The following is a 25,124-nucleotide window of genomic DNA, read 5'->3' as shown; positions in this document are numbered from 1 at the left end:
GGATGTTGGCGGCGTGTGCTGCAGCCATGTCGGTATCGCTACGCTTTCCGCGTTGTGCAGGCGTCGGTTGCTCGTACTGCGTTGTGCAGGCGTTGGTTGCGTCGGTTTGCTCGTACCCTCACCCCAACCCCCGCGCCCCGGCCCGCGCTTGCGGCGAGGGCGCTCAAAGGCACGCGCGCCAGTGGCGCGCAAGCTGTGCCTTCTCGCCCCGAGGGGAGAGGGGCTTTTTGGTCGTGCTCCGGTCGCCAGTGCGGGTTGCTGCGCTTGGCAGGTCAAGTGGGTTGGTCCGAGCGCCGCTTTTCACGATTGCGCTTTACGCGGACTCACGCTTTCACATCAGCCAGCCAATTGCGCTTCCAGCAGGCGCTGCACATCGCCCAGCGAAGGCAGGATGCGATGGCCGAGCGCGCGCACTGCGGCATCGGGCTCGAGCAGGTCCGGGATCTGGATCGGCGTCATGCCGGCCGCCAGTGCGGCGCGCACGCCGGTGGGCGAGTCCTCCAGCACCAGGCAGTGCGCAGGGTCCACCGCCAGCGTGCGCGCAGCCAGCAGGTAGATGTCCGGTGCGGGCTTGGGATGCTGCACGTCGCTGGCCGTGCACACTGCCGCGAAGCGCCACAGCAGATCGGCCGCCTCCAGCTTGCGCAGTGCCAGCGGGCGCTGGGTGGAGGTGGCCACCGCACGTGGCATGCCCTGCGCGGCCAGGTAGTCCAGCAAAGCGATGATGCCGGGCCGGTGCGGGATACCGCGTTCGACCACAGCGGCGTAAAGCGCTTGCGCATGCGCCAGCATGCTGTCGGCAGCCGTATCGCCGACCCGCTCGCCCAGCAACCGGCGGCAGGCCGCATCGCCGGTACCGACCATGCGTAGCCAGAACGCCGGCTCGATCTGCAGGCCCTGGTCGTCGGCGGCCTGCGCCAGGCAGGTGGTGATGGCGCGCTCGCTGTCGAGCATCAGGCCATCCATGTCGAAGATCACCGCCTGCGGGCGGAACGGCAACGGCGGGATCTGCGTCATGCGGCAGTTCCGCGGCCGAACAGCGCCTCCAGATCGGCCGCCTCCAGCGCGCGCCAGTGCCCGCACGGCAGCGCGTCCAGCGCCAACCCGCCGACGCGGCTGCGATGCAGGGCGACCACGTGATTGCCGGCGGCAGCGAACATGCGACGCACCTGATGGTAGCGGCCTTCGTGCAGGGTCAGCCGCGCCTGGCGTGGACCAAGCACCTCCAGTTCGGCAGGCAACAGCGGCTTGGTCTCGCCTTCCAGCAACAGCGTGCCGCTGGAAAACAGCGCCGCCTCGTCGCCGCGCAGGTCCTCGGCCAGCGTGACCTCGTAGACCTTGTCCAGCGCGGACTTGGGCGAAATGATCCGGTGCAGCAGTGCGCCATCGTCGGTCATCAGCAACATGCCGCTGGTCTCGCGGTCCAGCCGGCCCACCGGCGCCAGCACCGGTGCGCGCAGGCGGAAGCGCGGCGGCAGCAGCTCGTAGATCAGCCGGCCGGTGTCCTTGGTCGAACAGGTGTAGCCGCCGGGTTTATGCAGCAACAGGCTGAAGCCCGGCGGCGGATCGAGCGGTTCGCCATCGATGCGGATGGCGTCGTGCTCCACCTGATCGTCGGCATACAGCACCTCGCCCTGCGCATCGGTGATGGCGCCCTGGCGGAACAGCTGGGTCACCTGCTTGCGGCTGCCGTAGCCCAGGTTGGCGATGTGCTTGACCAGCTTCATGCGCGCGCTCCACGGCCACGGGTGGCGGCGATCAGCTTGAAGCCGTCGCGCTCGGCGGCCACGCGCACCTGGCCGAAACTCTCGTTGAGGATCTGCTCGTAGGGCAGATGCCGGTTGGCCACCAGCAACAGCTGCCCACCCGCACGCAGCGCCTGCGCGGCCACGGCGATGAAGCGCTGCCCGATGTCGGGGCGATCGGCACGCGACGGCGTGTGGAAGGGCGGGTTGCTGACGATGAAATCGTACTGCGCCGCCAGCCCGGCGGTGACGTCGCGCCAGTGGTAGTGCAGCTGCGCCGGGTGCGGAGTGTCCTGCAGGTTGCGCCGCGCCAACTCCAGCGCGCGCGCCTCCGCTTCGTACAGGTCCAATGCGGTGACCTTGGGGCAACGCGCCAGCACTTCGGCCGACAAATAACCGAAGCCCGCCCCCAGGTCGGCGCCATGCCCTGCCAGCGTGGGCGGCAGGTGCTCGACCAGCAGCGCCGATGCCGGATCGATGCGATCCCAGGCGAACACACCGGGGCGGCTCAGGAAGCGGCCATCGAGGATCTTGCGCGGCGCATCCAGCGCCGCCCAGCGCGCCTGCAGCGCGGCATCGGTGGCGGCCGGCAGCGGTGCGGTCCAGTAGGTACGGCAGTGGTACTTGGTCAGGCTGCCGGCCAGACCGCTGAGCTGGCGCAGATCGGTCTCGCCGGAGCGCGCGCCCTCGTTGTTTGACTGGCAGGCCACCACGCGTCCGCCCGGCGCGGTCAATGCCACTGCGCGCGCAAACAGCGCGCGCGCCTCGTCGCGCTGCCGCGGCGGCAATACCAGTACCAGCGCGTAGCGGGTACTGTCGGCCTCGATCTCGCGCTCTTCGCGCACCTGCCAGCCGCTGTGCTCCAGCGCCTGCGCAAACGGGCGAAAGCTCTGTTCGCAGATCAGCGTGTCGGCGGCGGCATGTTCGCGCAGCGCAACGCCGTCGCGGGCACGCAGGAACAGCACCGGACCTTGCGGCCATGGCAGCGCGCCTCGGGCGAACGGCAGGAACAGGGCTTGAAGCGGGGCATCGTGCGGGCCAGCCATCGGATCGTCGGGTCGGAAACGGGCCGCCATTGTAAGGGACCGCTGCCGGCCGCCCGCGGCAGCCCTTCCAAGGCGTATACGGACTATTGATGCCCACGCAACATCTGCCCGCCTAGGCTGGAATCACGCCCACACCGGAGATACGCGATGCGAGCCCTGTTCGTAGGTGGAGTCGTCGACAACAGCGAGATGGATCTGGACGACACCCCGCCCCCGCTGCATTACCCCGAAAACACCGGCGCCGGTCGACCTCGCTATCGCCTGCACCAGGTTGGCGAACGCGAAGATAGCAGCGTGGCCTATGCGGTCTACGGTGCGCCGGAGATGGCCGACGACGACATCAGCCGCATCACCGAAGAACGTGGCTATGCGCGCCGGTTCAGCGCGTCACCGGAGGCACTGCGCTGAGCAGATGCGCTGTTGGACGCAAGCCTTGAAGCGTCTGACATCAAGGGTGTCGATGTAACGGCAGCCTAGAAACTCGCCAGCGTGTGTCTGAGCGATCGCCGGCATGCCGACGTCAACGAAGACCGGGCATAGGCCCGGTTTTTCGTGGGCGTCACGCAGGCTCTCTTGGCACGGACGATTCCGTCAGATGCACCATCAGGACGATGGGCGGATACGCCCAATGCACGCCTGTGTTGCTGGAGATCGCGCGTGCTGCATGAGGGGTCAGGTCCAGCAAGGCTCATCCTGCTGAAGGTTTCCAGCCTGCGCGCGGCCCCTCATCCGCCCATGCAGCGCACCTGCTCCCCATGAAGGAGGACAGTGTCCTGGTGGGAGAAGGATTTGCTCCATGGCGACTGCGACTGCTGCCTGTACGGCCAACTGCCCGCAGGTTCAGCGCGTCTTCGGCGTCACCCGCCAGATCACATTGCCCACATCGTCGGCCACCAGCAAGGCGCCGATGTTGTCGAAGGTCACGCCCACCGGACGCCCCTGCGCATTGCCTTCGGCATCCAGAAACCCATCCAGCACGGTGATCGGCGTTCCATTGGGCTTGCCGCCGGCGAACGGCACGAACAGCACCTTGTAGCCGCTGGGCGGGTCGCGATTCCACGAGCCGTGCTGGCCGATGAAGGCGCCCTGGCGGAAGCGCTCCGGCAGCAGCGTACCGCTGGCAAAGCTCAGCCCCAGCGAGGCGGTATGCGGGCCCAGCGCATAGTCCGGCTTGATGGCCTTGGCCACCAGCTCGGCATTCTGCGGCTGGACCCGCTCGTCCACGTGCTGCCCGTAATAGCTGTAGGGCCAGCCATAGAAGCCGCCATCGCGTACCGAGGTCAGGTAGTCCGGTACCAGATCGCTGCCGATCTCGTCGCGTTCGTTGACCACCACCCACAACGACTTGCTCTGCGGCTCCCATGCGGTGCCCACCGGGTTGCGCAGGCCGCTGGCGAAGACACGGCTGCTGCCGGTGGCCGGGTCGATCTCCAGGATGGCGGCGCGATTGAGCTCGGCTTCCATGCCGTTTTCGGCCACGTTGCTGTTGGACCCCACGCCGACATACAGCTTGCTGCCATCGGCGCTGGCCAGCAGCGACTTGGTCCAGTGATGGTTCAAGCCGCCGGGCAGATTGGCCACGAAGGTGGGCTTGGCGGTGATGTGGGTATCGCCAGGCGTGTACGGGAAGCTCACCAGCGCATCGGCATTGGCCACGTAGAACCGGTCGCCCACCAAGGCCATGCCGAACGGCGAATACAGCCCAGTGACGAATTGCGTGCGCACTTCGGCCACGCCGTCGCCATCGGCATCGCGCAGCAAGGTGATGCGATTGGCGCTGGGCACCGCCGCGCCGGCCTTCTTCATCACCGCGCCCTGTACTTTCTTGCGCAAACCACCGCCGCTGTCGGCATTTTCAGGCTTGGGCGGCTCGGCGGTTTCGGCCACCAGCACATCGCCATTGGGCAGCACGTACAGCCAGCGCGGGTGGTCCAGGTCGCGCGCGAATGCGCCGACCTGCAGATCGTCGGCGGCCATCGGCTTTGCGTTGTCCGCCCAGCGCTTGACCGGCGCGATCTTGACCGTAGGGATCAAGCGCTTCACCGGCTCGGGCAGCTGCGGATTCGGTCCGGTTCCCTGTTCGATGGCCAAGGTGGCGGTATCGCCGCAACCGCCCAGCAAAGCGATGACCATCAGCGACAACGGCCAGCGAGCGAACGTGGACACGGGTGCATTCATTGCGGAAAGTTCCTGAACCGTTTCGACAGTCGGTCATCATGCCGACAACGGATTGGGAAGAAGTAAACGTGTCGTCAAGACGCTTGGGTCAGGCAACCGGGTGCGGATCTGCGCCCGGTGGCAGCGGATGCACGGCCACGATGCGGTCCATCCAGATCCAATGCGGCTCTTGCGAAGCATCCAGTTGATCCAGCCGCAGCTGGCCATTGAGGCCTTCGTTGTCGCTATCGTCGAGATAGGTCTGGATGCTGGGGCGCACCGCGACGGTGCCGCTCAGCAGGCTGCCGTCGTCGAGCTCCACCCGCACCCGCTCCTGACCGCCGAGCAGGGACACCCAATGCTCCAGGGTGGCGATCTGCACCCGCTCGGTATACACGTGGGGGGCATACTTGGGCATCGGAGGACTCCATCGGCGCGGTGCCTCACGCTAGGCCAGCGAGCGTGAACGACACAGCAAACCTGGCCGATACCGGAACCACCTGCCATCGCTTCAGCGCAAGGCGTCATGCCGTACGCGCCCGGCCATCCTGGGGCCATGCATTGCCACCGCCACAGGGCCGACGCGTGACGGCAGCGCTGTCGCGCCCACCTCATGCCCTGCCATGAGCTTGCTTACTCGGCGGCTTCGCGTGCCGCGCGCACGGCGGTGACCAGCTGCGCCACGCTGTACGGCTTGGCCAGATGTTCCTGGAAACCGGAATCCAGCGCGCGCTTGCGGTCGTCATCGCGCGCCAGTGCGGTGACTGCCACGGCCGGTAGTACACGCGCATCCAGGCCCAGGTTGTCGCGCACGGTGCGGATCAAACCGTAGCCATCCATGCCGGGCATGCCGATGTCGGTCAGCATCACGTCGAAACGTGCATGACCACGATGATCGATCAAGGCCAGCGCATCGGTAGCACTGCCGGCAGTCACCACCTCAGCGCCCTGTTCTTCGAGCAGACGGCGCAGGTAATCGAGCATGTCCGGCTGATCTTCCACCGCCAGCAGGCGCAGGCCCATGAGCGCACGCGCTTCGACGATCTGCTCGGACATCAGGCGGCGGCGCAGCTCGCGCCGCGGACGCTTGCCCTGGTCGGGCATGTGCTCGGGCAGGCGCACGGTGAAGGTGGCGCCCTTGCCGCGGCCGCCGCTGGTGGCGCCGACCTGGCCGCCATGCATCTCCACCAGCTGCTGCACGATCGCCAGGCCCAGGCCCAGCCCGCCATGCTGGCGCGTGGTGGTGCCGTCGGCCTGGCGGAAGCGACCGAACAGGTGCGGCAGGAATTCGGCAGCGATGCCATCGCCGGAATCGCGCACGGCCACCAGCAGATGGCCGTCGTCGCGCTCGATGCTGACGTCGATGCGGCCATGCGCCGGGGTGAACTTGATCGCGTTGGAGAGCAGATTCCACAACACCTGCTGCAGTCGCGTGGCATCGCCCAGCACCAGGCACGGCGTGGACGGCGCGTGCAGCTGCAGGATCTGGTCCTTGCCTTCGGCGGCCAGTTCCTGGGTATTGAGCGCTTCGCGCACCTGCTCGGCCAGATCCAGCGATTCGACTTCCAGCTGCACCTTGCCCAGCAACATGCTGCTCAGATCGAGCATGTCCGAGATCAGCCGCTTCTGCGCGCGTGCGCTGCTGGCGATCACCGACAGGCCCTTGTAGTTGGCATGCCCTTCCTCGACCCGCTGCAGCAACAACTCGCTCCAGCCCAGGATCGTGGTCAGCGGGGTGCGCAACTCGTGCGACAAGGTGGCCAGGAACTCGTCCTTCAGCCGCGCCATGCTCTCGGCTTCGTTGCGCGCGCTGCGCTCGGATTCGAGCAGCTGCTCGCGCGCCAGTTCGATCTCGCGCTGCTCGGTCACGTCCGGGCTGCTGCCGGCCAGGCCGATGAAGCGCCCGTCGGCCGAATAGCGCGGCGTGGCGGTCATCTCGATCCAGCGCCACTGGCCATCGTGGCGACGCGCCCGCACCAGCGCACGCAGCCCGCGCTGCTCTTCCAGCGCGGCGGACAGCTCGAACTGGAAGATCGGCAGGTCGTCCGGATGCAATAGCTCGCTCCACGCCGACACCGTGCCGCTGGAGATATCCAGGCCGAAGAATTCGCCGTAGGCGCTGTTGACGAAGCGCACCACGCCCTGCGCATCCAGCACCCACACCGGCATCGGCAGGCCGTCGGCCAGCGCGCTGAAGCGCGCTTCGCTTTCGGCCAGCTCGCGCTCCACCCGCTTGCGCTCGGTGATGTCCATGAACAGCACCGCCACCCGCGCCTGTTCCGGCTGCCCGACCCGAAACGCATCCACCGAATACCAGCGGCGCAGCGCCTTGGCCTGCATTTCGAAATGGATGCGGTTGCCGGTGCGGGCCACCTGCCCGTAGCGGTCGAACCATTCCTGCTCATGCTCGGGCAGCATGTCGCGGATGGACACATTCAGTGCGTTCGACAGCCCGGTGTAGCGCTCGAAGGCGCCGTTGGTCGTCCGGATGATGTAGTCGACCGCATGGTCGCCGTCGAACACCAGATCGATGACGCAGAAACCGGCATCGATATTGTGAAAGATCTCGTGGTACATCCCCGGGTCGAGGAAGGGCTCGGCGATGGCGGCCGGCAATGCGGCAGCCAGATCGGGACTGGGGCTGGGAGTGCTCAAATCGGTTACCACGGATACTGCCGGAGCGGATGACGGGCAGATGAAACCATGCCCGATGTCGTCAGCGGGTGCACGGGCAGACGACAGCGATCACGGATCGGTCACTTGCGGCCTGGAACCGCCCTGTGTCCGAAGCATCACCACAAGGTCGCGGCGGCCAGGGCGATGCAGCTCCCCAGCACCACGATGCCGGCGACCACCCCGCGAAACACCCACTCCCCTTCGCGGCGCAGCTGCTCGTCCATCCAGCGCTGGGCCTCCTCGCGCCAGGCGGTGGAACGCGCGTAGTCGGCATCCAGCAACAGCAGGCGAACCCGCGACAAGCCCAGTTCGGCGCATTCGCTACGGCACCGCTGGCTGAAACCATCCGCGGTGGTGGCGACCTGGGCAGCGAGGGGCAACTCCAGCTCGAGTTCATGCCTGGACATAACGGGGGCGCTCCTGATCAAGCTCGTGTTCCAGCGCCATGCGCGCCAGTTGGGTGTAATTGGCACGCGGTCCCTGCCCGCGGCCGGTGAGCATCCCCTGGTAGTCCAGGTCCTGCCAGACCCGCCCGGTCCATTCGACGCAGTCCTCGGCGATGACCAGCATCAGCGAATAGCGATAGTCCAGGCCGGTGGCGGCGGTGTAGGCATAGACTGGCGGGAATTGCACCGCCACATCGACCTGGCGTGCCAGTGCCGCCAGATGGTCGCGCAAGGCGTCCCGCGGGTCGCTGCTCGGGTCCAGCCGCAGCGTGCGGGTGGCCAGATCCAGGTCCACCTCGCTCTGCAGGGCGACAAAGGCGGCGGCTCCGGTCACGGGATTGTGGCCATGCTGCTTTGCCCAGTCGATGAACTGCAGGCGCACGTCCGCCGGCATGTGCGCCGGCGCCGAAGAAGCTGACTTTGTGCGGTAAGAGTGGGTGTCCATGTCGTTGATCTTCCGGGCTATCCCGTGAAGCGCAGGCGCAGGCGCAGTGAACCCGCCGTCACGGCGTCCACCGGCGCGAATTAACCGGGCGGCAACGCTGTGCCGGCCTGGTCGCCACCCGCGTTGCGGGCATGCCGACGCGCCCCCACACTGCAGTGACACACGGTACGCGACGTACCTCACGCCTGGAGGCTTTCCATGAAACGTTCCAGTGTTTCCGGCGCCGGCCTGTTGCTGGCAGGGTTGCTTGCCGCCACCGGCGTCCAGGCCCGCGTACGCAACGTCACCGACCCGCAGGCGCCACGCGCGCTGGCCAGCGATGGCAAGGTGGATGTGCGCTGGACCGACCCGGCCGCGTTTTCCGATCTCCGCTTCAGCGGCAATCGATGGGAAGCCCAGCGTGGCGATTGGGTCGCTCAGTTGGCTACCCACTTCCAGCAAAGCGCCGCGCGTCAGCTGCCCGAAGGCCAGCATCTGAGCGTGACCATCACCGATATCCGCCGCGCCGGCCAGTACGAGCCCTGGCATGGCCCGCGCCTGCAGGACGTGCGCGTGGTCAAGGACATCTACCCACCGCGCCTGAGTTTCACCTATACGCTCACCGCGGCCGATGGCCGGGTGATCGACCAGGGCGAACGCAGGCTGGTGGACGCGGCGTTCCTGATGAACGGCCCACGCCTGACCGATACCGATCCGTTGCGCTATGAAAAGGCGATGATCGACGACTGGGTGCGCAAGCAGTTCCGTGGCGACCGCAGTACCGCGGGGTTGTAAGTGGCGCTAAAGCCCCTCTCCCCGCGGGGCGAGAAGGCACAGCTTGCGCGCCACTGGCGCGCGTGCCTTGGAGCGCCCGCGCCGCAAGCGCGGGCCGGGGCGCGGAGCGGGGTTGGGGTGAGGGTGCGGGGCGAAGCCCTCGCTACGTCCAACCGCATGAGGCTACGCACGCACCCTCATCCGGCGCTGCGCGCCACCTTCTCCCGCACGCGGGAGAAGGACAACGCCCAGCTCCTGCGCGCCGCGGGCGTGCGTTCCTTTGAGCTACCGGGCCGCAAGCGCGAGGCGGGAAAGGACAACGCCCCTCTCCTGCGGGAGAGGGGTTGGGGTGAGGGCACGGGGCGAAGCCCTCGCTACGTCCAACCGCATGAGGCTGCGCACGCACCCTCATCCGGCGCCGCTCCGTCCACATAGACGCGCGGCACCCGCTTCAGGCCACACAGCAGCTGATACGCGCTGACGTTGCAGTGCGCGGCCAGGGTGCCAGGCCGTGGGGCGTCGCCCCACAGCTGCACCGGCGTCCCGATATCCGCTTGCGGATGATCGGTCAGGTCCACCGTGAGCATGTCCATGGAAACCCGCCCGATCAGCGGGCAGACCTGGCCGTCCACCAGCACTGGCGTGCCATTGGGCGCGAACTGCGGATAGCCGTCGGCATAGCCCATCGCCACCACGCCCACGCGGGTTGGCCGCTGCGCCACGAAGCGGGCCCCGTAGCCCACCGGTTCGCCGGCCGGCAGGTCGCGCACCGAGATGATCCGCGAGCGCAGCGTCATCACCGGGCGCAGCTGCGCCGTCAGCTCGGTGTCGTGCGGGAATGGGTTGGCGCCGTACAGCATCAGTCCCGGGCGCGACCAGTCGTTGCGCAGCGCCGGCCAGCCGAGCAGGCCGGGCGAATTGCGGATGCTGGTTTCCGCGCGCATGCCGCCGGCGGTGAGCGCGAAGGCCACCGCCTGTTCGTCGGTGCGGCTGCACTCCAGTTCGTCGGCGCGCGCCAGGTGGGTCATCAACACCACCGAGGCGATCTGCGGCAGTCCGTACAGGCGCAGCCAGGCGGCGCGGAAATCCTCCGGCGACAGGCCGAGCCGGTGCATGCCGCTGTCCAGCTTCAGCCAGATGCGCAGCGGCCGCGGGCTCTGGAAGTCGGCCAGCGCGCGCACCTGCTGCGGGGTGGACACCACCGTCCAAAGATCGTGCTCGGCGATCAGGGCCAGCTCGTCCTGCTCGAAGAAACCTTCCAGCAGCAGGATCGGCGCACGGATGCCGGCTTGGCGCAGTTCCAGTGCTTCTTCGATGCAGGCCACCGCAAAGCCGTCGGCTTCCGGCTCCAGCGCCTGCGCGCAGCGCACCGCACCGTGGCCATAGGCATCGGCCTTGACCACCGCCAGCGCCTTGCTGCCACCCAGCCGTTTGGCCAGTCGATAGTTGTGACGCAACGCGTCCAGGTCGATCAACGCTTGCGCAGGACGCACTACGCGGCCTCCCGCTGCGGGCGCGCGCTGCGCGGGGACAGGTAGCGGAACACGTCCAGCCCCTCGGTATCGATCTCCGGCGTGCGGCCCTGCATCAGGTCAGCCAGGTAACGTCCGGAGCCGCAGGCCATGGTCCAGCCCAGCGTGCCGTGGCCGGTATTGAGGAACAGGTTGGCGAACGGGGTGGCCCCCACCACCGGGGTGCCGTCCGGCGTGGCCGGGCGCAGGCCGGTCCAGAATTCGGCATTGGCCAGGTCGCCGCCGCCCGGATACAGGTCGTTGACGACCATTTCCAGGGTGGCGCGCCGGCGCGGATTCAGCGACAGGTCGAACCCGGCTACCTCGGCCATGCCGCCCACGCGGATGCGGTCGTCGAAGCGGGTCAGCGCGATCTTGTAGCTCTCGTCCAGCACCGTGGAGGTCGGTGCGCGCTGCGCATCGCGGATCGGAATCGTCAGCGAATAGCCCTTCAGCGGGTAGACCGGCAGGTGCAGGCCGAGCGAGAGCAGCATGTCGGCCGAATAGCTGCCCAGCGCCAGCACGTAGCGGTCGGCGGTCTCGATGCGGCCATCGATCTGCACACCGGTGATCTCACCGCCGGCATGCTGCAACCGCTCGATCTGCTGCCCATAGCGGAACTGCACCCCGGCCTGCGCGGCCAGCCCGGCCAGGCGCTGGGTGAACAGCCGGCAGTCGCCGGTCTGGTCCTCGGGCAGGCGCAGCGCGCCGGCCATCTGCGCACCGCCACCGGCCAGGCCGGGTTCGTACTGGGCGATCTGCGCCGGGCTCAGCAGCTCGTACGGCACCCCGTATTGCGCCAGCACCTCGATGTCCTGTGCGGCGGCGTCCAGCTGCTGCTGGGTGCGGAACAGCTGGGTGGTGCCAAGCTGGCGGCCTTCGAATTCGATGCCGGTTTCGGCACGCAATGCATTGAGGCAGTCGCGGCTGTAGTCGGACATGCGCACCATGCGCGCCTTGTTCACCGCATACCGTTCGGCGGTGCAGTTGCGCAGCATCTGGCTCAGCCACGCCAGCTGGCGCAGGTCGCGGGTGGGGCGGATCGACAACGGCGCGTGCTGTTCGAACAGCCACTTCACCGCCTTGCCGGGCACGCCGGGCGCGGCCCACGGCGAGGTGTAGCCGAACGACAGCTGGCCGGCGTTGGCGTAGCTGGTCTCCAGCGCCGCCGCCGGTTGGCGGTCGATGACGGTGACCTCGCAGCCGGCCTGGGCCAGATACCAGGCGCTGGTGGTGCCGATGACGCCACTACCGAGAATGAGCACCCGCATGTCGCTCTCCTGAAAGGGTATTCCCCCACAACCAGACGCGGTGGGAGACAGTTAGCCGCAGTATATTGCGATCCAGGCAGTGCGATTTCTGGAATCGGGCCGCCGTTGCAGTGAAACTTCCTGCCAAACCTTGTGGAGACGAAGCCCATGGCCACCCGCGCGCGCGAACTGGACAAGATCGACCGCAAGATCCTGCGCATCCTGCAGCAGGAAGGGCGAATTTCCTTCACCGAACTCGGCGAACGCGTCGGTCTTTCGACCACGCCGTGCACCGAACGCGTACGCCGGCTGGAGCGCGATGGCGCCATCACCGGCTACTACGCGCGACTGGACCCGCACTATCTCAAGGCCAGCCTGCTGGTGTTCGTGGAGATCAGCCTGGCCTACAAGTCCGGCGACATCTTCGAGGAATTCCGCCGCGCCGCCCTGAAGCTGCCCAACGTGCTGGAGTGCCACCTTGTCTCCGGCGATTTCGACTACCTGCTCAAGGCGCGCATCAGCGAGATGGCCTCCTACCGCAAGCTGCTCGGCAGCACCTTGCTGACCTTGCCGCATGTGCGCGAATCCAAGAGCTACATCGTGATGGAAGAGGTCAAGGAGACGTTGGCGTTGCCGATCGAGGGCTGAGATTCGGGATTGGAGATTGGGGATTGGCGGATGGTGCGTTGCAGGTCGCAGCGGTTGCGATGCCTGCTGGGAGAGCGCTGGAGGCAGGGGGTGGCTGGAACCAGCAGCGTTTGGCGACGCCTGATCGTTGTCGGGAGACCGGCAGTCACCATTGCGCCGCGCGGGCAAGTCGCCCACTGAATGCCCTGGACGCTGCACCGACGCGCGGTAGCGTGGCGGACGGTTGCGTGTGGCTGGCAGCGCAGCGGTCAGCGCACCACGCGCATGCCATCGCCGGCCGGCACTGCGTCGTAGTAGCGCCCGGTCTTGGTATCCAGCACCCGGTTGGGACCGGCTGGCTGCATGCCCTGCAGCAGCCGGCCATTGCGGTCGTAGACCATCGGCGTGGCCGTGGGCACCTGGCTGCCGGCCGGGGCAAGCGGCGTTGCCGCCGGGCCGCGTGCGGGAATGCTGGGTGCGGCCGGGCGCTGGCTCAGTTGGGAAGGCACCGGGCTCAAGGCATTGGACGGCTGCAGCGCACGCGGGGGCGCCACCTTGGGTTGCGACGGTGCCGGGGTGGCGATGGGCTGCAAGGTATTGGACGAGCGCGTGCTGGTGGCCGACTGCGCCGGCGCCGCGCCAGCCACGCCGAGCAGGCCGCACAGCAACACGCCGCGTATCGAGGAATGGATCGCCATGACAGGCACCGTGAGTGATCGTGTGTGGTTGATGGATGGGGGCGCAGCCAGGCGGCGGCAATGCAGGCGACCCACCGACGGATGAACGCTTTCGTTAGGCATGGTGGTTTCGCCCCGTGCCCTCACCCCAAACCCCGCTCCGCGCCCCGGCCCGCGCTTGCGGCGCGGGCGCTGCAAGGCACGCGCGCCAGTGGCGCGCAAGCTGTGCCTTCTCGCCTCGCGAGGAGAGAAGCTCTGTTGCGTGCTGCGATGGACGAGGCTGCAGTCCGGGTGCCGTCGTTGCACGAATGAACCGGTCCCTCCTTCTTCCCTTGGGACAGTGCCCCTTCATAGGGGAGAAGGGGGCGCGCAGCGCCCGATGAGGGTGCGTGCGAAGCCTCTGGCTCTCCGGTCGCAGGCGTGAGGTCCTGAACACGTCGAAGCGGTTGAACCACCCACCCCGCGCCCACATCACTGGGGCAGACGCCGGCACGCCGCCAGCGCGCGTATGCGAGAGCCCTATGAGCCAGTTCGACCTCACTCCGCCCTCCCCCGCCCAGCGCGAGGCCCTGATTGCCGGGCTCAGCGCCGAGGAACGACGCGTGCTGCTGCAGCATGGCACCGAGGCGCCGTTTTGCGGGGTGTTCCTGGACAACAAGCTGGAGGGCGTCTACACCTGCCGCCTGTGCGGGTTGCCGCTGTTCCGCTCCAGCGCCAAGTTCGACTCCGGCACCGGCTGGCCGAGCTTCTTCGCGCCCTACGCTGCCGCGCACGTGCGCGAGATCCGCGATACCAGCTACGGCATGATCCGCACCGAGATCGTCTGCGCGCGCTGCGACAGCCATCTGGGCCATGTGTTCCAGGATGGCCCGCCGCCGACCGGCGAGCGCCATTGCCTCAACTCGGTGTCGCTGGGCTTCACCGAACACGGCCAGCCGCTGCCCAACCCGCTGCAGCGCAACGGTGCCGAGGCGCAACCGGCCTGACATCGGCGCGGCTGCCCGGCCTGGGACGGCGCGGAGCCGGGCGCGAAGGCGTCCAGGCGCAGTGCACGGGCTGGCCCGGGTGGCGCAGCGCCGGCAGGATGGTCGCTGGCGCAGGCAGTATCAGGCCGGCACGCCGGCCCGTCGGATGCCATGTCCCGTTCCGATCGCCGCCACCCTGGCGGCGGTCACATCCAGGCAGGAGTACGCAGATGCACACGTCCTCACCCCTGATGCTCGCCGGCCTGCTGGCCGCTGCCCTCGCCGGTTGCAGCGCAGGCGGCCCGCCGCCTGCGGCGCAGACGCCCGGCCCCGCGGACGCGCCGTCCGCCGCCTCCGACAGCGGCTCCACCCGCCTGCCTCCGGCCGGCACCGACGCCAGCGTGACCGGCCCGCTGCCGCACCCCGGCCAGACGCCGGCACCGGCCGCGTCCGCAGGCCCGTCCCTTCCCGCCCAGGCGGTGGCCTGGCGCTGCGACCAGCGCACGGTCACCACCCGTTTCGATCCGGCCACCGATGCCATCCAGCTGACCCTGGAAGACCGCACGCTGATACTGCTCAGTGCGCAGGCGGCCTCCGGCGCGCGGTTTGCCGATGCCCAGGGCAACCAGTTCTGGGAACATGCCGGCGAAGCGACGCTGTCGCTGGCCGGCGGCGAGGCGGTCAAGTGCGTGCATGAGGCCGCCACGACAATCGGCTGAGTGTTCAGCTACAGCGCACATCTTCACGCCGTGCGCTTCAAGAATCGGCCGCGCAAGCCGAAACCACTAGCAACCCAAGTTTGCTCCCGGCTGCGCCATGCTCATCATCGTTGGCTTCATTGTTGTCATCGTCAGCGTCCTCGGCGGCTACGTGCTGTCGCATGGAAAGCTGGGCGCGTTGTGGCAGCCCTACGAGCTGATGATCATCGGTGGCGCGGCGCTGGGCGCGTTCCTGGTCAGCACGCCGGGCAAGATCGTCAAGGAAACGCTCAGCGGCATCATGGGCGTGTTCAAGGGCCCGCAGTACAAGTCCGAGGACTACAAGGACACCCTGAGCCTGATCTACGAGCTGTTGAACAAGGCCCGCCGCGACGGCTTCATGGCACTGGAAGACCATGTCGAAAAGCCGCAGGACAGCACCATCTTCGGCAACTATCCCAAGGTCGTGGCCGACCATCACCTGCTGGACTTCATCACCGACTGCCTGCGCCTGATGATCGGCAGCAACATCGAGCCGCACGAGCTGGAGCCGCTGCTCGAACTGGAACTGGAAAAACACCACCACGAAGCCCTGGCGCCGTCGCATGCGCTGAGCAAGGTGTCCGACGGCCTGCCCGGCTTCGGCATCGTGGCTGCGGTGCTCGGCATCGTGATCACCATGGGCTCGATCGGCGGCCCGATCGAGGAGATCGGCCACCACGTCGGCGCCGCGCTGGTCGGCACCTTCCTCGGCATCCTGCTGGCGTATGGCTTCGTGTCGCCGTTGTCGGCGGCGATGGAAGCGCGTGCCGAGCAGGACGGGCGCATCTACGAGGCGGTCAAGACCGCGCTGCTGGCCTGCCTGCGTGGCTACAACCCGAAGATCGCGCTGGAATTCGCCCGCAAGACCCTGCCCTCCAATGTGCGTCCGAGCTTCGGCGATTTCGAAACGCACCTGAAGACGATCAAGTAGGACCGCGGTCATGGCCGAGGGCAAATCCACCGTCATCATCCGACGGGTCAAGAAGGTGCAGGGCGGCGGCCATCACGGCGGCGCCTGGAAGGTGGCCTTTGCCGACTTCGTGACCGCGATGATGGCCTTCTTCCTGGTGCTATGGCTGATGGCGGCCACCACCAAGGAACAGCGTGCGGCGATCTCCGAATACTTCCGCAACCCCAGCCCCTTGTCCGGCAAATCGCCGGCGCCCTCGCCCGGCATGAACGGGCCCGGCGGCGCCAGCACCTCGATGATCAAGCTCGGCGGCACTGCCGACATGGCCAAGGGGCAGAAGGACGAGATGGGCCGCAAGCGCGACAACGCGGCCGACACCGACGTGGACAGCCGCGCCAAGGACAAGAAGCGCCTGGAAGCGCTGATGCAGGACCTGAAGGAAGCCATCGACAAGAGCCAGGCGCTGGAGCCGTTCAAGGACCAGTTGCTGCTGGACCTCACCCCCGACGGCCTGCGCATCCAGATCGTAGACAAGCAGAACCGCCCGATGTTCGATATCGGCCGCGATCAGCTCAAGCCGTACACGGTGGACATCCTGCGTGAGCTGGCCAGCTTCATCAACCAGGTGCCCAACCACATCAGCATCACCGGCCATACCGACACCACCGCCTACAGCAGCGATGCCGGCTACACCAACTGGGAACTCAGCGCCGACCGCGCCAATTCCGCACGGCGCGCGCTGGTGGGCGGCGGCATGTCCGATGCCAAGGTCACCCGCGTGGTGGGCCTGTCCTCGTCGGTCCTGTTCGACAAGAGCAACCCGCAGAATCCGGTGAACCGCCGCATCAGCATCGTGGTGATGACCCAGGACGCCGAGCAGGCCGCGCTGGCCGGCGCCGGCCAGGGCGTGGCGCTGGGCAAGCCGATTCCGGATGCGGACACCCATGTGCCCGACCTCAGCGGCGCGGCGGCCACCGGCACCGCAACCGTGGGCAAGCCCGCAGACGACGCCGTGCCGACCGCAACCGCCCCGGCCCCGGCGGCGACGGCCGCCGCCACGCCGCGTCCTGCCGCCCCGCAGGTATCCACCAGCGCCCAGGTGGCCTCGGCCGCCGCGCTTGCCAGGGCCGCCGAAGCGGCCGTGGCCGCGCCGCGGGTGGCGGTGGAAGGCTCACCGTCGGCACAGTAAGCCTTCGGCGCGGCGGCTGGTGCAGCTATTGAGTCGCCTGCATCGCCCGTCGGCCGTGGCTGGCGGCAGATGCCAGCCGGGCACACCCGGTTGGCGACCACATCGGATCCAGACCGAACCGGTGCCGCGGTCGCGATGATCGGCCGCGCCGGTGCTGCCTCGATCCGGGCGCTGCTGCGCGCGCACGCACCCCCTCATCGCATCGTGCGGCGCACGCTCTAGAATGGCCGGCCATTCCCAGCGTCGAGAACACCGTGTCCCGCAATTCCAAGGCCAAGCGCGACAAGCGCAAGAAGCAGCAGCCCAAGCGCCCCTTCGTCCGTCTGGGCCAGGCGCCCCAGGTCGTCAACCATGCCGTGCTGCAGGACGCCGAAGGGCGCGTCGTGGCCGCCATCGGCCTGCAGGGCGGCAGCGAGTGGATGCTGTCGATCGGCAGCCAGACCATGGGCAGCGCCGACAACCCGGTGCCGATGCTGGCCATGCTCAAGCACCTGGCCAACCTGCAGGAAGCCGAAGGCAAGACCATCTCGCTGGACTATTCGACCCAGCTGCAGCAGATGATCGACGACCTGGCCGCCGACGAAGGCCAGACCGCCGAGGAATACCTGAGCAAGCTGGTGTCCGAGTTCCAGAACGCCGAGGCCGATGAGGACGGCGACGAAGACGCCGAAGGCGAGGCAGGCGACGACGGCAGCGAGGCCGTGGCCGACGCCACCGCTGGCGAGCACGCAGGCAGCGACGCCGAAGACGCCGGCGACAACGCCGCCGACGAAGCGACGGACGAGGCCAGCGACGACAGCGCCGGCAAGAAGCCCAAGACCTCCAAGAAGAAGGCCTGACCCGGCCGATGGCCGTCTACGTCGACGATGCGGTGCACCTGTGGCGCGAGCAGCGCTGGGCGCACCTGCTCGGCGACACCCTGGACGAGCTGCATGCCATGGCGGCGCGGTTGGGCATTCCCCGCCGCGCCTTCCAGAACAAGCTCAGCGGCGCGCACTACGACGTGCCCGCCCCGCTGCGCGCCAAGGCGATCGCCCTGGGCGCCATCGCCATTTCCCGCCACACCGACCGCGCACGGCTCAAGGCATTGATCGCCAACGCTCGCGCGCAGGCCCGTGGCGAGCGCCCCTGAGCGCGCGATGTGGCCGGATCCCGTGTCCGTCACAAAGCGCGCCCAAAGACATCGCCAGCCCACCGATACCGTCGTTTGAGACGCTGTCGCATCGCTAGCACTGCGAAAGAACCAGGTAGACGGTTCCTGCCGATACCTGGGCCTGTCACTATTGCGATGCAGCTGTGGAGAGTCGTCGTGCCTGTTCGTGCCCCTGCCCCCGAAACGTTGCCGTTGGTGTCCGTCGCCGTGCTGGAAGACGATGCTTTGTTGCGTGAGGACATCCTCATGCCTGGACTACGCGCGTTCGGCTTCCGGGTCAGCGGCGCCGGTACCGCCGGCGAGCTGTATCGACTGATGCTGGAGCAGGCCTTCGATCTGGTCGTGCTCGACCTGGGTCTTCCTGACGAAAGCGGATTGAGCGTGATCACGCATCTGCGCGCGTTGTTCGCCGGCCTGGGGATCGTGGTGCTGACCGGCAACCGTGGCCGCGGCGACCACGTGCGCGCCCTGCATGGCGGTGCCGATGCCTTCCTGCGCAAGCCGGCCGATCCGGAAATCCTCGCGCTGACCCTGCGCAACCTGGCCAGGCGTCTGCAGCCGGTTGCCAGCGTCTCGCCGCCCAGACCGGCCTGGCGACTGGAGTCGGACGGCTGGTGCCTGCTGGCGCCGGACGGGCGCATCATGGTGCTCACCGCGCTGGAGCGCCGCCTGATGCGTTGCCTGGATGCACAGCGCGGCCAGGCGGTGGAGCGCGAGGCCCTGGTGTCGGCACTGGAAGCGGACACCGGCGAGTTCGATCTGCACCGTCTGGAGATGCTGATCCACCGCCTGCGGCGCAAGGCCACGCGCATCACCGCCGAGCAGGGGCCGGCACTGCCGTTGTTGTCCTCGCGTGGAATGGGCTACCTGCTGGCCGATTGAAGCGCCTGCGGCGGCTGTGCCAGCGGCAACTGCAGGCACAGGCAGGCACCGCCCTGCGCCGCGTTGCCCGCCGTCACCTGCCCGCCGGCAGCCGCCAGAATGCCCTGGACCACCGACAGGCCCAGACCGGTGCCCTTGCCCAACGGCTTGGTGGTGTAGAACGGTTCGAGTACGCGTTCCAGCAGGTGCGCGGCGATCCCCGGGCCGGAGTCGCACAGGCGCAGCCACACCATCTGCTGACGTTGTTCGCCCTCGATGCGGAACACGCCCTGCCCGTCCATGGCATCGCGTGCGTTGGCGGCGATGTTGAGCAGGACCAGTTCCAGATCGTCGCGATCCATGCGCACCCAGAGCGGCGGCCCGTCGTCGATGCCGAGCAGGCGGATCTCGTGGCCGAACAGTTGGCGCAGGGTCGGCTCGGACTCGCGCAAGGCCGCGCGCGCGTCGAACAGCGTCGGCACGCCGGGTTCGGCACGCCCGAAATTGAGGATCCGGCGGCTGACCGTCAGCGCACGCCGCGAGGCGGCCTCGATACTCTCCAAGGTCTTGAGCAAGGGCGCTTCGCCATAACCCTCCAGGGCCTCGCGCTGCTGCGCATAGCCGATGATCACGTTGATCAGGTTGTCGAAGTCGTGGGCGACGCCGGCCGCCAGTCGCCCGAGCGCTTCCATCTTCTGGGTATGGATCAGCTGCTCCTGCACGCGCTCGCGTTCGGCCATCTCTTCCAGCAGCCGGCGGTTGAGCTGCTCCAGCTTGCGCCGCCGCTGTTCCGATTCGCGCAGGCTCTCGCGCAAGGCGGCGATGGTGCGGTCCAGGATCAGGGTGATCAGCAGATACGCGCCGAGGGTGATGGCGGCCAGTGCGATGTTGCCGCGCACCGAGCGCCAGGGCACCGGCCAGATCGCCTGTGCCAGCCCGCCCAGCGTGCACACCGCTGCCAGCAACAGGAATACGCGCCATAGGTCGCGCCGCCCGAGCACCATGCCGGTCAGCACCAGCGCCAGCAACGGCATCGGGTTGGTCAACAGGTCGTACAGGTCGGCACGGACGTAAGTAACCAGCACGCCGGCCAGGGTGGCCGCCACATAGATCCGCACCGCCATCGCCGTGTCGCCACGCCGGATTCGCCACATGCCCACCAGCGCGCCAGCGGCGCTGGACAAGGCGCCCACGACCGCCAGCAACAGGTCGGTCCGGCTCAACAGCCGCTCCACCCCGGCCACGTAGAAGAACAGCCCGATATCGCCGGCGACGTAGACCACCGTGGCCGCCAGCAGCACCTGCAGGAACGCCGCGTGGCGGCGATCGCCCGGATCGTCCCCCGCCGGTGCGGTCAGCCACTGCGTTGCGGTGAGGAACTTCACGGGATCCGGAAAAGGCGGCCTCTACGGCTGCCCATCCTCACATTCGCGGTGAGTGGATGCAATCGTCGTTTGGTGACACGTCGGATCGCACGTGACAACTTTTTGACGCACGCGACAGGCAGCTTCCAGAGACCCGGCACAACACGGGGATGCATCGGACTCGGGTTGCAACCGTCTTTCCTCCCAACCGTTTCAGGGGATATCGATGAGCTACCTGATGGACAATCGTCCGGGCCTGCGTCCGGCCCAGTCTTCCCTTCCCGGCGCCAGCGTTCGTGGTACCGGGCCCCAATGCATGCTGCACCGCGCCCTGCTGACCGCCATGCTGCTGTCCGGTGGCGTTTCCGCCGCCCAGGCACAGGCCATTGCAACCGCCCAGGCGCCGGCCACGGCGACGCAGCCTACCGCCGTCGTCTCGCTCCAGGAGGTGCCCAGCGACGAGGCCGCCGCCGAGACCGTCGACGCCGACAGCGGCAAGCAGGTGCACATCGTCGGCGGCAGCGACCCGGCCGAGGATGTCGGGGCATTTGCCAGCGACCCGTATGCCGTGGCGATCGGCGAAGCCAGCAATGCCCTGGCCGAAGGCGGCGTGGCCCTGGGTGCCGGCGCCACGGTGACCGGGCAGTTCGCATTGGCCGCCGGCTATGCGGCCACGGCGACCGGCCAGTCCGCGGTCGCCATCGGCGGTACCACCCAGGTCTTCGACTACAACGAGGCGGGCGAGATCATCGGCAGCCACGACGAGTCCACCGAGGCGAACGGCTTTGGCGCCATCGCGCTCGGTGGCGGCGCCAAGGCGAGCGAGGCGCTGTCGACTGCGCTGGGAAGCGGCAGCGAGGCGCGGGCGGTGCAGAGCACCGCGCTGGGCTACCGCGCACGCGCATTTGCCGAAGGCGGCACCGCCGTCGGCGGCTTGTCGGTGGCCTCAGGCATGCTGAGCACCTCGCTGGGCTACTTTGCGCGCGCGACCGGCGACAGCACGGTGGCGATCGGCATCAACGCGCTCGCCAGCGGCACCGACAGCGTGGCGATCGGCGGAGTCAGCACGGCGGCGGCCGAAGCCGGCAACAGCAGCGGCATCGCCGCCGCCACCGGCACTGGCGCGATCGCGCTGGGCGCCGGTGCCCAGACCCAGTCCGACTACGCGGTGGCGATCGGCTACAACGCCAACGTGTTCCCCAACCAGCCCGGCAACACCAATGCGGTGGCAATCGGCCACAGTGCCGGGACCTTCGCGGCCAATACCGTTGCCCTGGGCGCCTTTGCCCTGAGCGCGGAGGTGGACGCGATCGCGCTGGGTCACAGCGCGGTGAGCCATACCGTCAACAGTGTCGTGCTGGGCGCGCGCGCCGAGAGCTCCTGGTTCAATCCCAACAGCACCGCCCTCGGCGCCGATACGCGTACCGATGGCGTGGACGCCACCGCCATCGGCTACGGCGCCAAGGTCGGCGACTGGGTCGACGACGCATGGAACCGCGCACCCAGCAGCGCGGTCGCGCTCGGTGCCTACTCGCACGCCACGCGCAGCAATACCGTTTCGGTTGGCGATGTCGCCGCCGGGCTGACCCGCCAGATCACCAGCGTTGCGGCCGGCACCGAGGACAACGACGCGGTCACGCTGGCGCAGTTGCGCAGCGTGGCGTCCGCACTGGGCAGCGATGGCGTGTTCGATGGCAACGGCAACCTGTTGAGCGGCAGCTATCTGATCCAGGGCCGCAGCTACACCGACATCGGCGGTGCGATGGGCGCCGTCGATACCGCCCTGAGCGCCTTCGACGGACGCCTCAGCGGCCAGCAGGCAGGCACCGCCGGCAACGTGGCGGTCGGCGGCGACCGTCAGGCCCCGGTGGTGGGTAGCGGCACCAATGCGGTGGCGATCGGGTCGGCAGCCGTTGCCAATGGCGAAAACGGCCTGGCCGTAGGCGCTGCGGCACTGGCTTATGGTCCGCAGGACACCGCACTGGGGGCCAATGCCAAGGTCAATGCGGACGGCAGCACGGCGGTGGGCGCCAACAGCAACATCGCGACGGCTGCCACCAACGCGGTCGCGGTGGGCGAGAGTGCCAGTGTGCAGGCCGCCTCCGGCACAGCGCTGGGTCAGGGCGCGCAGGTCGCGGCCGACAATGCCGTGGCGATCGGCCGTGGTGCCGTCGCCGACCGTGCCAACACGGTCTCGGTGGGCAGCGCCGGCGCGGAGCGGCAGATCAGCAACCTCGCTGCCGGCCGCGCCGATACCGACGCCGCCAATGTGGCCCAGGTCTCTGCCGGCGACGCGCGTACCCTGAGTTCGGCCAACAGCTATACCGACAGCCGCGTCTCTGCGTTGAGCGACAGCTTCACCCAACTGCACGACGACAACCTGCGCCGCTTCCAGAGCATGGACCGGCGCATCGATCGGATGGGGGCGATGAGCTCGGCCATGCTCAACATGGCCGTCAACGCGGCCGGCACGCAGAGCGCACGCGGACGCATCGCGGTGGGCGCCGGCTTCCAGAGCAGCGAGCGTGCGTTGTCGATCGGCTATGCCCGCAAGGTCGGCGAGCGCGGCTCGTTCAGCCTCGGCGGCGCCTTCAGCGGCAGCGACGCCTCCGCAGGCCTGGGCTTCGGCGTGGACCTGTAGGCCCGCCGCTCGCTGCGCTCCCTCCTTCGATCGATTCCCTTCTCGAGATTTCCTCATGAACGATGCTTCGCTGCCGCTCCGGACCCTGCTCCTGAGCGCCGTACTCGCCACCGCGCCCTTTCAATCGCACGCCGCCAACAACGATCTGCAACTACGCGGTGTGTCCGGCGCGGATGTCCCCACCGCCACACGTTTCACCGGCCGCCTGATCGTCAGATACCGCGACACGGTCGGCTCCGACAACGCGCGGCTGGCGATCGTGTCCACGGCCGCGCGGCGCGCCAATGTGCTGCGCACCGCCGCCGGCGCCAGCCGCGCTGCTCCGGTCAACGCACGCGTGCTGCGGCGTACCGGTACCGGCGCGAGCCTGCTGCGGATCGCCGACACCTTGAGTCCAGCCGAACAGGACAACCTGTTGCGCGAGCTGCGTGCCGATCCGGCAGTGGACTACGCGCAGTTCGATCGGATGATGTACGCGGTGGACAACCTGGCCGGCCCTGTCGCCGCCGCCCCTGCGGCAACCACCCCGCCCAACGATCCCCGCTATGCCAACTTCCAGTGGCATCTGCAGGACGGTCCTGGCGGCATCCGCGCACCGCAGGCGTGGCCGGCCTCCACCGGGGCAGGCACGGTGGTGGCGGTGCTGGATACCGGTATCCTGCCCGATCATCCGGATCTCAAGCACGACGATCACATCCTGCCCGGCTACGACTTCATCAGCAGCGCCTTCATCTCGCGCCGCCCGACCGACGAACGCGTCCCCGGCGCACTGGACATGGGCGACTGGCTGGAAGAGAACAACGCCTGCTTCCAGCCACCCAGAGACAGCTCCTGGCACGGCACCCACACCGCCGGCACCATCGGCGAACTGACCAACAACGGCATCGGCGGCGCCGGTGTCGCCCATGACGCGCAGATCCTGCCGATCCGTGTCCTGGGGCATTGCGGCGGCTCGGGCTCGGACATCGCCGATGCCATCCTGTGGGCGTCCGGCGGGCATATCGACGGCGTGCCCGACAATACCCACCCCGCCGAAGTGATCAGCCTGAGCCTGGGCGGCCCAGGCAGTTGCGATCCCAATACCCAACGGGCGATCGACGGCGCCGTGGCCAACGGCAGCGTGGTGGTGGTCGCAGCCGGCAACGACACCAGCAATGCCGCGCAATTCAGTCCGGCGAGCTGCCGCAATGTCATCAACGTGGGCGCCACCCGCATCACCGGCGGGATCGCCTTCTACTCCAATTTCGGCACCAGCGTGGATCTGGCCGGCCCGGGCGGCGGCGGACCCGAAGACCCGGGCAACAATCAGTGGGACGGCTTCGTGCTGTCAGCCGGCTACAGCGGCAAGACCACGCCGACGTCCGGCGACTACACCTATGTCGGCCAGGCCGGCACCTCGATGGCCACGCCGCATGTGGCCGCCGTCGCGGCCCTGGTGCAGAGCTATCTGGCCGGCGCCGGCAAGGCGCCCTTGACCCCGGCGCAACTGGAAACCCTGCTGCGGCAGACCGCCCGCCGCTTCCCGGTCGCCCCGCCGATCAGCACACCGATCGGCAGCGGCATCGTGGATGCCGCCGCGGCGCTGGACTATGTGCAGAACAACTGCATCGGCACGGGCTGCCCGCCCGTCACCCAGCCGCTGAGCAACCGCCAGCCCCTGACCGCGCAAAGCGTGGGCGAAGGCGACCAGTTGGTCTACAGCTACACCGCCACCGCCGGCAGCGCGTTGAACCTGCTCAGCTTCGGCGGCGGCGGCAATGTCGCCATGTACGTGAAGTTCGGCGAGCAACCCACCGCCGCCAGTTACGACCTGCGGTCGGTGCGCACCGGCAGTGCGCAGACGATCCGATTGGCGGCGCCGCAGGCGGGCACCTACTACATCACCCTGATCGGCGGCGCGGGTGGCTTCAACAACATCTCGTTGATGGCGCGTCAATAACGGCAACAGGCCGGCCGGCGGCAGGCGAT

The 25,124-nt window shown here is 68.3% G+C and carries 24 protein-coding genes; 12 read left to right on the top strand and 12 right to left on the bottom strand.

All coding sequences use genetic code 11. The annotated features are described in order from the left end of the window. Positions 1 to 336 precede the first annotated feature (336 nt). From ACCQ05_RS03475 to ACCQ05_RS03465, 3 genes are read right to left on the bottom strand one after another with little or no spacing between them, the layout of a single operon-like run. A complete protein-coding gene (locus tag ACCQ05_RS03475; RefSeq protein ID WP_228964627.1) occupies positions 337 to 1,017 on the bottom strand; it encodes an HAD family hydrolase in 681 nt (226 codons plus the stop codon). Then, positions 1,014 to 1,727, bottom strand: coding sequence for a pseudouridine synthase (locus ACCQ05_RS03470; protein WP_372392949.1), 714 nt, complete (start codon positions 1,725 to 1,727; stop codon positions 1,014 to 1,016). Before ACCQ05_RS03470 ends, ACCQ05_RS03475 begins: the two co-directional genes overlap by 4 nt. After that, positions 1,724 to 2,791: a methyltransferase gene (locus ACCQ05_RS03465; RefSeq protein WP_228964629.1), complete on the bottom strand. Its 1,068-nt coding sequence runs from the start codon at positions 2,789 to 2,791 to the stop codon at positions 1,724 to 1,726. The genes ACCQ05_RS03470 and ACCQ05_RS03465 overlap by 4 nt, the downstream gene beginning before the upstream one ends. A gap of 147 nt (positions 2,792 to 2,938) precedes the next feature. Between ACCQ05_RS03465 and ACCQ05_RS03460 the strand changes: the two genes are divergently transcribed. Beyond that, positions 2,939 to 3,199 (top strand): hypothetical protein, encoded by a 261-nt coding sequence (locus ACCQ05_RS03460; protein ID WP_372392948.1) that lies wholly within the window; start codon positions 2,939 to 2,941, stop codon positions 3,197 to 3,199. 432 nt (positions 3,200 to 3,631) lie between these two features. On the opposite strand, the gene ACCQ05_RS03455 is transcribed toward ACCQ05_RS03460, so the two are convergent. From ACCQ05_RS03455 to ACCQ05_RS03435, 5 genes are all read right to left on the bottom strand, one after another. Further along, entirely contained in the window at positions 3,632 to 4,969 is a 1,338-nt protein-coding gene (locus ACCQ05_RS03455) for a PQQ-dependent sugar dehydrogenase (protein WP_228964630.1), read from the bottom strand. A gap of 88 nt (positions 4,970 to 5,057) precedes the next feature. Then, positions 5,058 to 5,366, bottom strand: a complete 309-nt coding sequence (locus ACCQ05_RS03450) for a DUF3247 family protein (RefSeq protein ID WP_228964631.1) — start codon at positions 5,364 to 5,366, stop codon at positions 5,058 to 5,060. A gap of 215 nt (positions 5,367 to 5,581) precedes the next feature. Then, positions 5,582 to 7,615, bottom strand: a complete 2,034-nt coding sequence (locus ACCQ05_RS03445; protein ID WP_372392947.1) for a hybrid sensor histidine kinase/response regulator — start codon at positions 7,613 to 7,615, stop codon at positions 5,582 to 5,584. A gap of 125 nt (positions 7,616 to 7,740) precedes the next feature. Continuing rightward, positions 7,741 to 8,031 carry a hypothetical protein gene (locus tag ACCQ05_RS03440; RefSeq protein WP_104544156.1) on the bottom strand — a complete coding sequence of 97 codons (291 nt, stop codon included), beginning with the start codon at positions 8,029 to 8,031 and terminating at the stop codon, positions 7,741 to 7,743. After that, positions 8,018 to 8,464, bottom strand: coding sequence for a hypothetical protein (locus tag ACCQ05_RS03435; RefSeq protein ID WP_372393913.1), 447 nt, complete (start codon positions 8,462 to 8,464; stop codon positions 8,018 to 8,020). Before ACCQ05_RS03435 ends, ACCQ05_RS03440 begins: the two co-directional genes overlap by 14 nt. Positions 8,465 to 8,713: 249 nt before the next feature. Here ACCQ05_RS03435 and ACCQ05_RS03430 point away from each other — a divergent pair, with 249 nt between their 5' ends. Next, positions 8,714 to 9,289 (top strand): DUF3016 domain-containing protein, encoded by a 576-nt coding sequence (locus ACCQ05_RS03430; protein ID WP_372392946.1) that lies wholly within the window; start codon positions 8,714 to 8,716, stop codon positions 9,287 to 9,289. A gap of 353 nt (positions 9,290 to 9,642) precedes the next feature. Here ACCQ05_RS03430 and alr read toward each other — a convergent pair whose 3' ends face one another. After that, positions 9,643 to 10,761 carry an alanine racemase gene (gene alr / locus ACCQ05_RS03425; protein ID WP_372392945.1) on the bottom strand — a complete coding sequence of 373 codons (1,119 nt, stop codon included), beginning with the start codon at positions 10,759 to 10,761 and terminating at the stop codon, positions 9,643 to 9,645. Further along, positions 10,761 to 12,050: a D-amino acid dehydrogenase gene (locus tag ACCQ05_RS03420; protein WP_104544148.1), complete on the bottom strand. Its 1,290-nt coding sequence runs from the start codon at positions 12,048 to 12,050 to the stop codon at positions 10,761 to 10,763. Before ACCQ05_RS03420 ends, alr begins: the two co-directional genes overlap by 1 nt. A 147-nt stretch (positions 12,051 to 12,197) precedes the next feature. Here ACCQ05_RS03420 and ACCQ05_RS03415 point away from each other — a divergent pair, with 147 nt between their 5' ends. Then, positions 12,198 to 12,677, top strand: coding sequence for an Lrp/AsnC ligand binding domain-containing protein (locus ACCQ05_RS03415; RefSeq protein WP_005992148.1), 480 nt, complete (start codon positions 12,198 to 12,200; stop codon positions 12,675 to 12,677). Between the two features lie 248 nt (positions 12,678 to 12,925). Here ACCQ05_RS03415 and ACCQ05_RS03410 read toward each other — a convergent pair whose 3' ends face one another. Next, entirely contained in the window at positions 12,926 to 13,354 is a 429-nt protein-coding gene (locus ACCQ05_RS03410) for a hypothetical protein (RefSeq protein WP_372392944.1), read from the bottom strand. Positions 13,355 to 13,854: 500 nt separating this feature from the next. Between ACCQ05_RS03410 and msrB the strand changes: the two genes are divergently transcribed. The 7 genes from msrB to ACCQ05_RS03375 all read left to right on the top strand — a co-directional run bounded on the left by msrB (position 13,855) and on the right by ACCQ05_RS03375 (position 19,172). Next, entirely contained in the window at positions 13,855 to 14,319 is a 465-nt protein-coding gene (gene msrB / locus ACCQ05_RS03405; RefSeq protein WP_372392943.1) for a peptide-methionine (R)-S-oxide reductase MsrB, read from the top strand. 230 nt (positions 14,320 to 14,549) lie between these two features. Further along, positions 14,550 to 15,017 carry an MliC family protein gene (locus ACCQ05_RS03400; RefSeq protein ID WP_372393911.1) on the top strand — a complete coding sequence of 156 codons (468 nt, stop codon included), beginning with the start codon at positions 14,550 to 14,552 and terminating at the stop codon, positions 15,015 to 15,017. 97 nt (positions 15,018 to 15,114) lie between these two features. Continuing rightward, positions 15,115 to 15,969: a flagellar motor stator protein MotA gene (gene motA, locus ACCQ05_RS03395; RefSeq protein ID WP_008573335.1), complete on the top strand. Its 855-nt coding sequence runs from the start codon at positions 15,115 to 15,117 to the stop codon at positions 15,967 to 15,969. A 10-nt stretch (positions 15,970 to 15,979) separates the two neighbouring features. Then, positions 15,980 to 17,137 (top strand): flagellar motor protein MotB, encoded by a 1,158-nt coding sequence (motB, locus tag ACCQ05_RS03390; protein ID WP_372392942.1) that lies wholly within the window; start codon positions 15,980 to 15,982, stop codon positions 17,135 to 17,137. A gap of 254 nt (positions 17,138 to 17,391) precedes the next feature. Beyond that, on the top strand, positions 17,392 to 17,976 hold the full coding sequence (locus ACCQ05_RS03385; RefSeq protein WP_372392941.1) for a hypothetical protein: 585 nt from the start codon (positions 17,392 to 17,394) through the stop codon (positions 17,974 to 17,976). An 8-nt stretch (positions 17,977 to 17,984) separates the two neighbouring features. Next, positions 17,985 to 18,269 (top strand): DUF4031 domain-containing protein, encoded by a 285-nt coding sequence (locus tag ACCQ05_RS03380; RefSeq protein ID WP_372392940.1) that lies wholly within the window; start codon positions 17,985 to 17,987, stop codon positions 18,267 to 18,269. 216 nt (positions 18,270 to 18,485) lie between these two features. After that, a complete protein-coding gene (locus ACCQ05_RS03375) occupies positions 18,486 to 19,172 on the top strand; it encodes a response regulator transcription factor (protein ID WP_372393909.1) in 687 nt (228 codons plus the stop codon). Here ACCQ05_RS03375 and ACCQ05_RS03370 read toward each other — a convergent pair. Further along, the gene (locus ACCQ05_RS03370) at positions 19,154 to 20,536 is read right to left on the bottom strand and encodes a sensor histidine kinase (RefSeq protein ID WP_372392939.1); all 1,383 of its coding nucleotides are present in this window, start codon (positions 20,534 to 20,536) and stop codon (positions 19,154 to 19,156) included. The genes ACCQ05_RS03375 and ACCQ05_RS03370 overlap by 19 nt on opposite strands. 295 nt (positions 20,537 to 20,831) lie before the next feature. On the opposite strand from ACCQ05_RS03370, the gene ACCQ05_RS03365 reads away from it, so the two are divergent. Beyond that, positions 20,832 to 23,156 carry a YadA family autotransporter adhesin gene (locus ACCQ05_RS03365; protein WP_506191550.1) on the top strand — a complete coding sequence of 775 codons (2,325 nt, stop codon included), beginning with the start codon at positions 20,832 to 20,834 and terminating at the stop codon, positions 23,154 to 23,156. A gap of 55 nt (positions 23,157 to 23,211) precedes the next feature. Beyond that, positions 23,212 to 25,095 (top strand): S8 family peptidase, encoded by a 1,884-nt coding sequence (locus tag ACCQ05_RS03360; protein WP_372392937.1) that lies wholly within the window; start codon positions 23,212 to 23,214, stop codon positions 25,093 to 25,095. Positions 25,096 to 25,124 lie beyond the last annotated feature (29 nt).

Origin of the sequence: Xanthomonas sp. NCPPB 3582, assembly GCF_041475735.2 — a bacterium.
In the GTDB taxonomy this organism is placed as follows: domain Bacteria; phylum Pseudomonadota; class Gammaproteobacteria; order Xanthomonadales; family Xanthomonadaceae; genus Xanthomonas; species Xanthomonas codiaei.
The sequence above is the reverse complement of the archived record's forward strand: the minus strand, read 5'-3'. Positions and strand labels throughout refer to the sequence as shown.

Bases quoted from the DNA above. Each gene is read 5' to 3' on its own strand.
- ACCQ05_RS03400 (WP_372393911.1), top strand. From the start codon at position 14,550: ATGCTCGCCGGCCTGCTGGCCGCTGCCCTCGCCGGTTGCAGCGCAGGC.
- ACCQ05_RS03380 (WP_372392940.1), top strand. From the start codon at position 17,985: ATGGCCGTCTACGTCGACGATGCGGTGCACCTGTGGCGCGAGCAGCGC.
- ACCQ05_RS03410 (WP_372392944.1), bottom strand. From the start codon at position 13,354: ATGGCGATCCATTCCTCGATACGCGGCGTGTTGCTGTGCGGCCTGCTC.
- ACCQ05_RS03470 (WP_372392949.1), bottom strand. From the start codon at position 1,727: ATGAAGCTGGTCAAGCACATCGCCAACCTGGGCTACGGCAGCCGCAAG.
- ACCQ05_RS03430 (WP_372392946.1), top strand. From the start codon at position 8,714: ATGAAACGTTCCAGTGTTTCCGGCGCCGGCCTGTTGCTGGCAGGGTTG.
- ACCQ05_RS03450 (WP_228964631.1), bottom strand. From the start codon at position 5,366: ATGCCCAAGTATGCCCCCCACGTGTATACCGAGCGGGTGCAGATCGCC.
- ACCQ05_RS03420 (WP_104544148.1), bottom strand. From the start codon at position 12,050: ATGCGGGTGCTCATTCTCGGTAGTGGCGTCATCGGCACCACCAGCGCC.
- ACCQ05_RS03460 (WP_372392948.1), top strand. From the start codon at position 2,939: ATGCGAGCCCTGTTCGTAGGTGGAGTCGTCGACAACAGCGAGATGGAT.
- ACCQ05_RS03440 (WP_104544156.1), bottom strand. From the start codon at position 8,031: ATGTCCAGGCATGAACTCGAGCTGGAGTTGCCCCTCGCTGCCCAGGTC.
- motA (WP_008573335.1), top strand. From the start codon at position 15,115: ATGCTCATCATCGTTGGCTTCATTGTTGTCATCGTCAGCGTCCTCGGC.
- msrB (WP_372392943.1), top strand. From the start codon at position 13,855: ATGAGCCAGTTCGACCTCACTCCGCCCTCCCCCGCCCAGCGCGAGGCC.
- motB (WP_372392942.1), top strand. From the start codon at position 15,980: ATGGCCGAGGGCAAATCCACCGTCATCATCCGACGGGTCAAGAAGGTG.
- ACCQ05_RS03365 (WP_506191550.1), top strand. From the start codon at position 20,832: ATGCTGCACCGCGCCCTGCTGACCGCCATGCTGCTGTCCGGTGGCGTT.
- ACCQ05_RS03435 (WP_372393913.1), bottom strand. From the start codon at position 8,464: ATGCCGGCGGACGTGCGCCTGCAGTTCATCGACTGGGCAAAGCAGCAT.
- ACCQ05_RS03465 (WP_228964629.1), bottom strand. From the start codon at position 2,791: ATGGCTGGCCCGCACGATGCCCCGCTTCAAGCCCTGTTCCTGCCGTTC.
- ACCQ05_RS03475 (WP_228964627.1), bottom strand. From the start codon at position 1,017: ATGACGCAGATCCCGCCGTTGCCGTTCCGCCCGCAGGCGGTGATCTTC.
- ACCQ05_RS03360 (WP_372392937.1), top strand. From the start codon at position 23,212: ATGAACGATGCTTCGCTGCCGCTCCGGACCCTGCTCCTGAGCGCCGTA.
- ACCQ05_RS03455 (WP_228964630.1), bottom strand. From the start codon at position 4,969: ATGAATGCACCCGTGTCCACGTTCGCTCGCTGGCCGTTGTCGCTGATG.
- ACCQ05_RS03415 (WP_005992148.1), top strand. From the start codon at position 12,198: ATGGCCACCCGCGCGCGCGAACTGGACAAGATCGACCGCAAGATCCTG.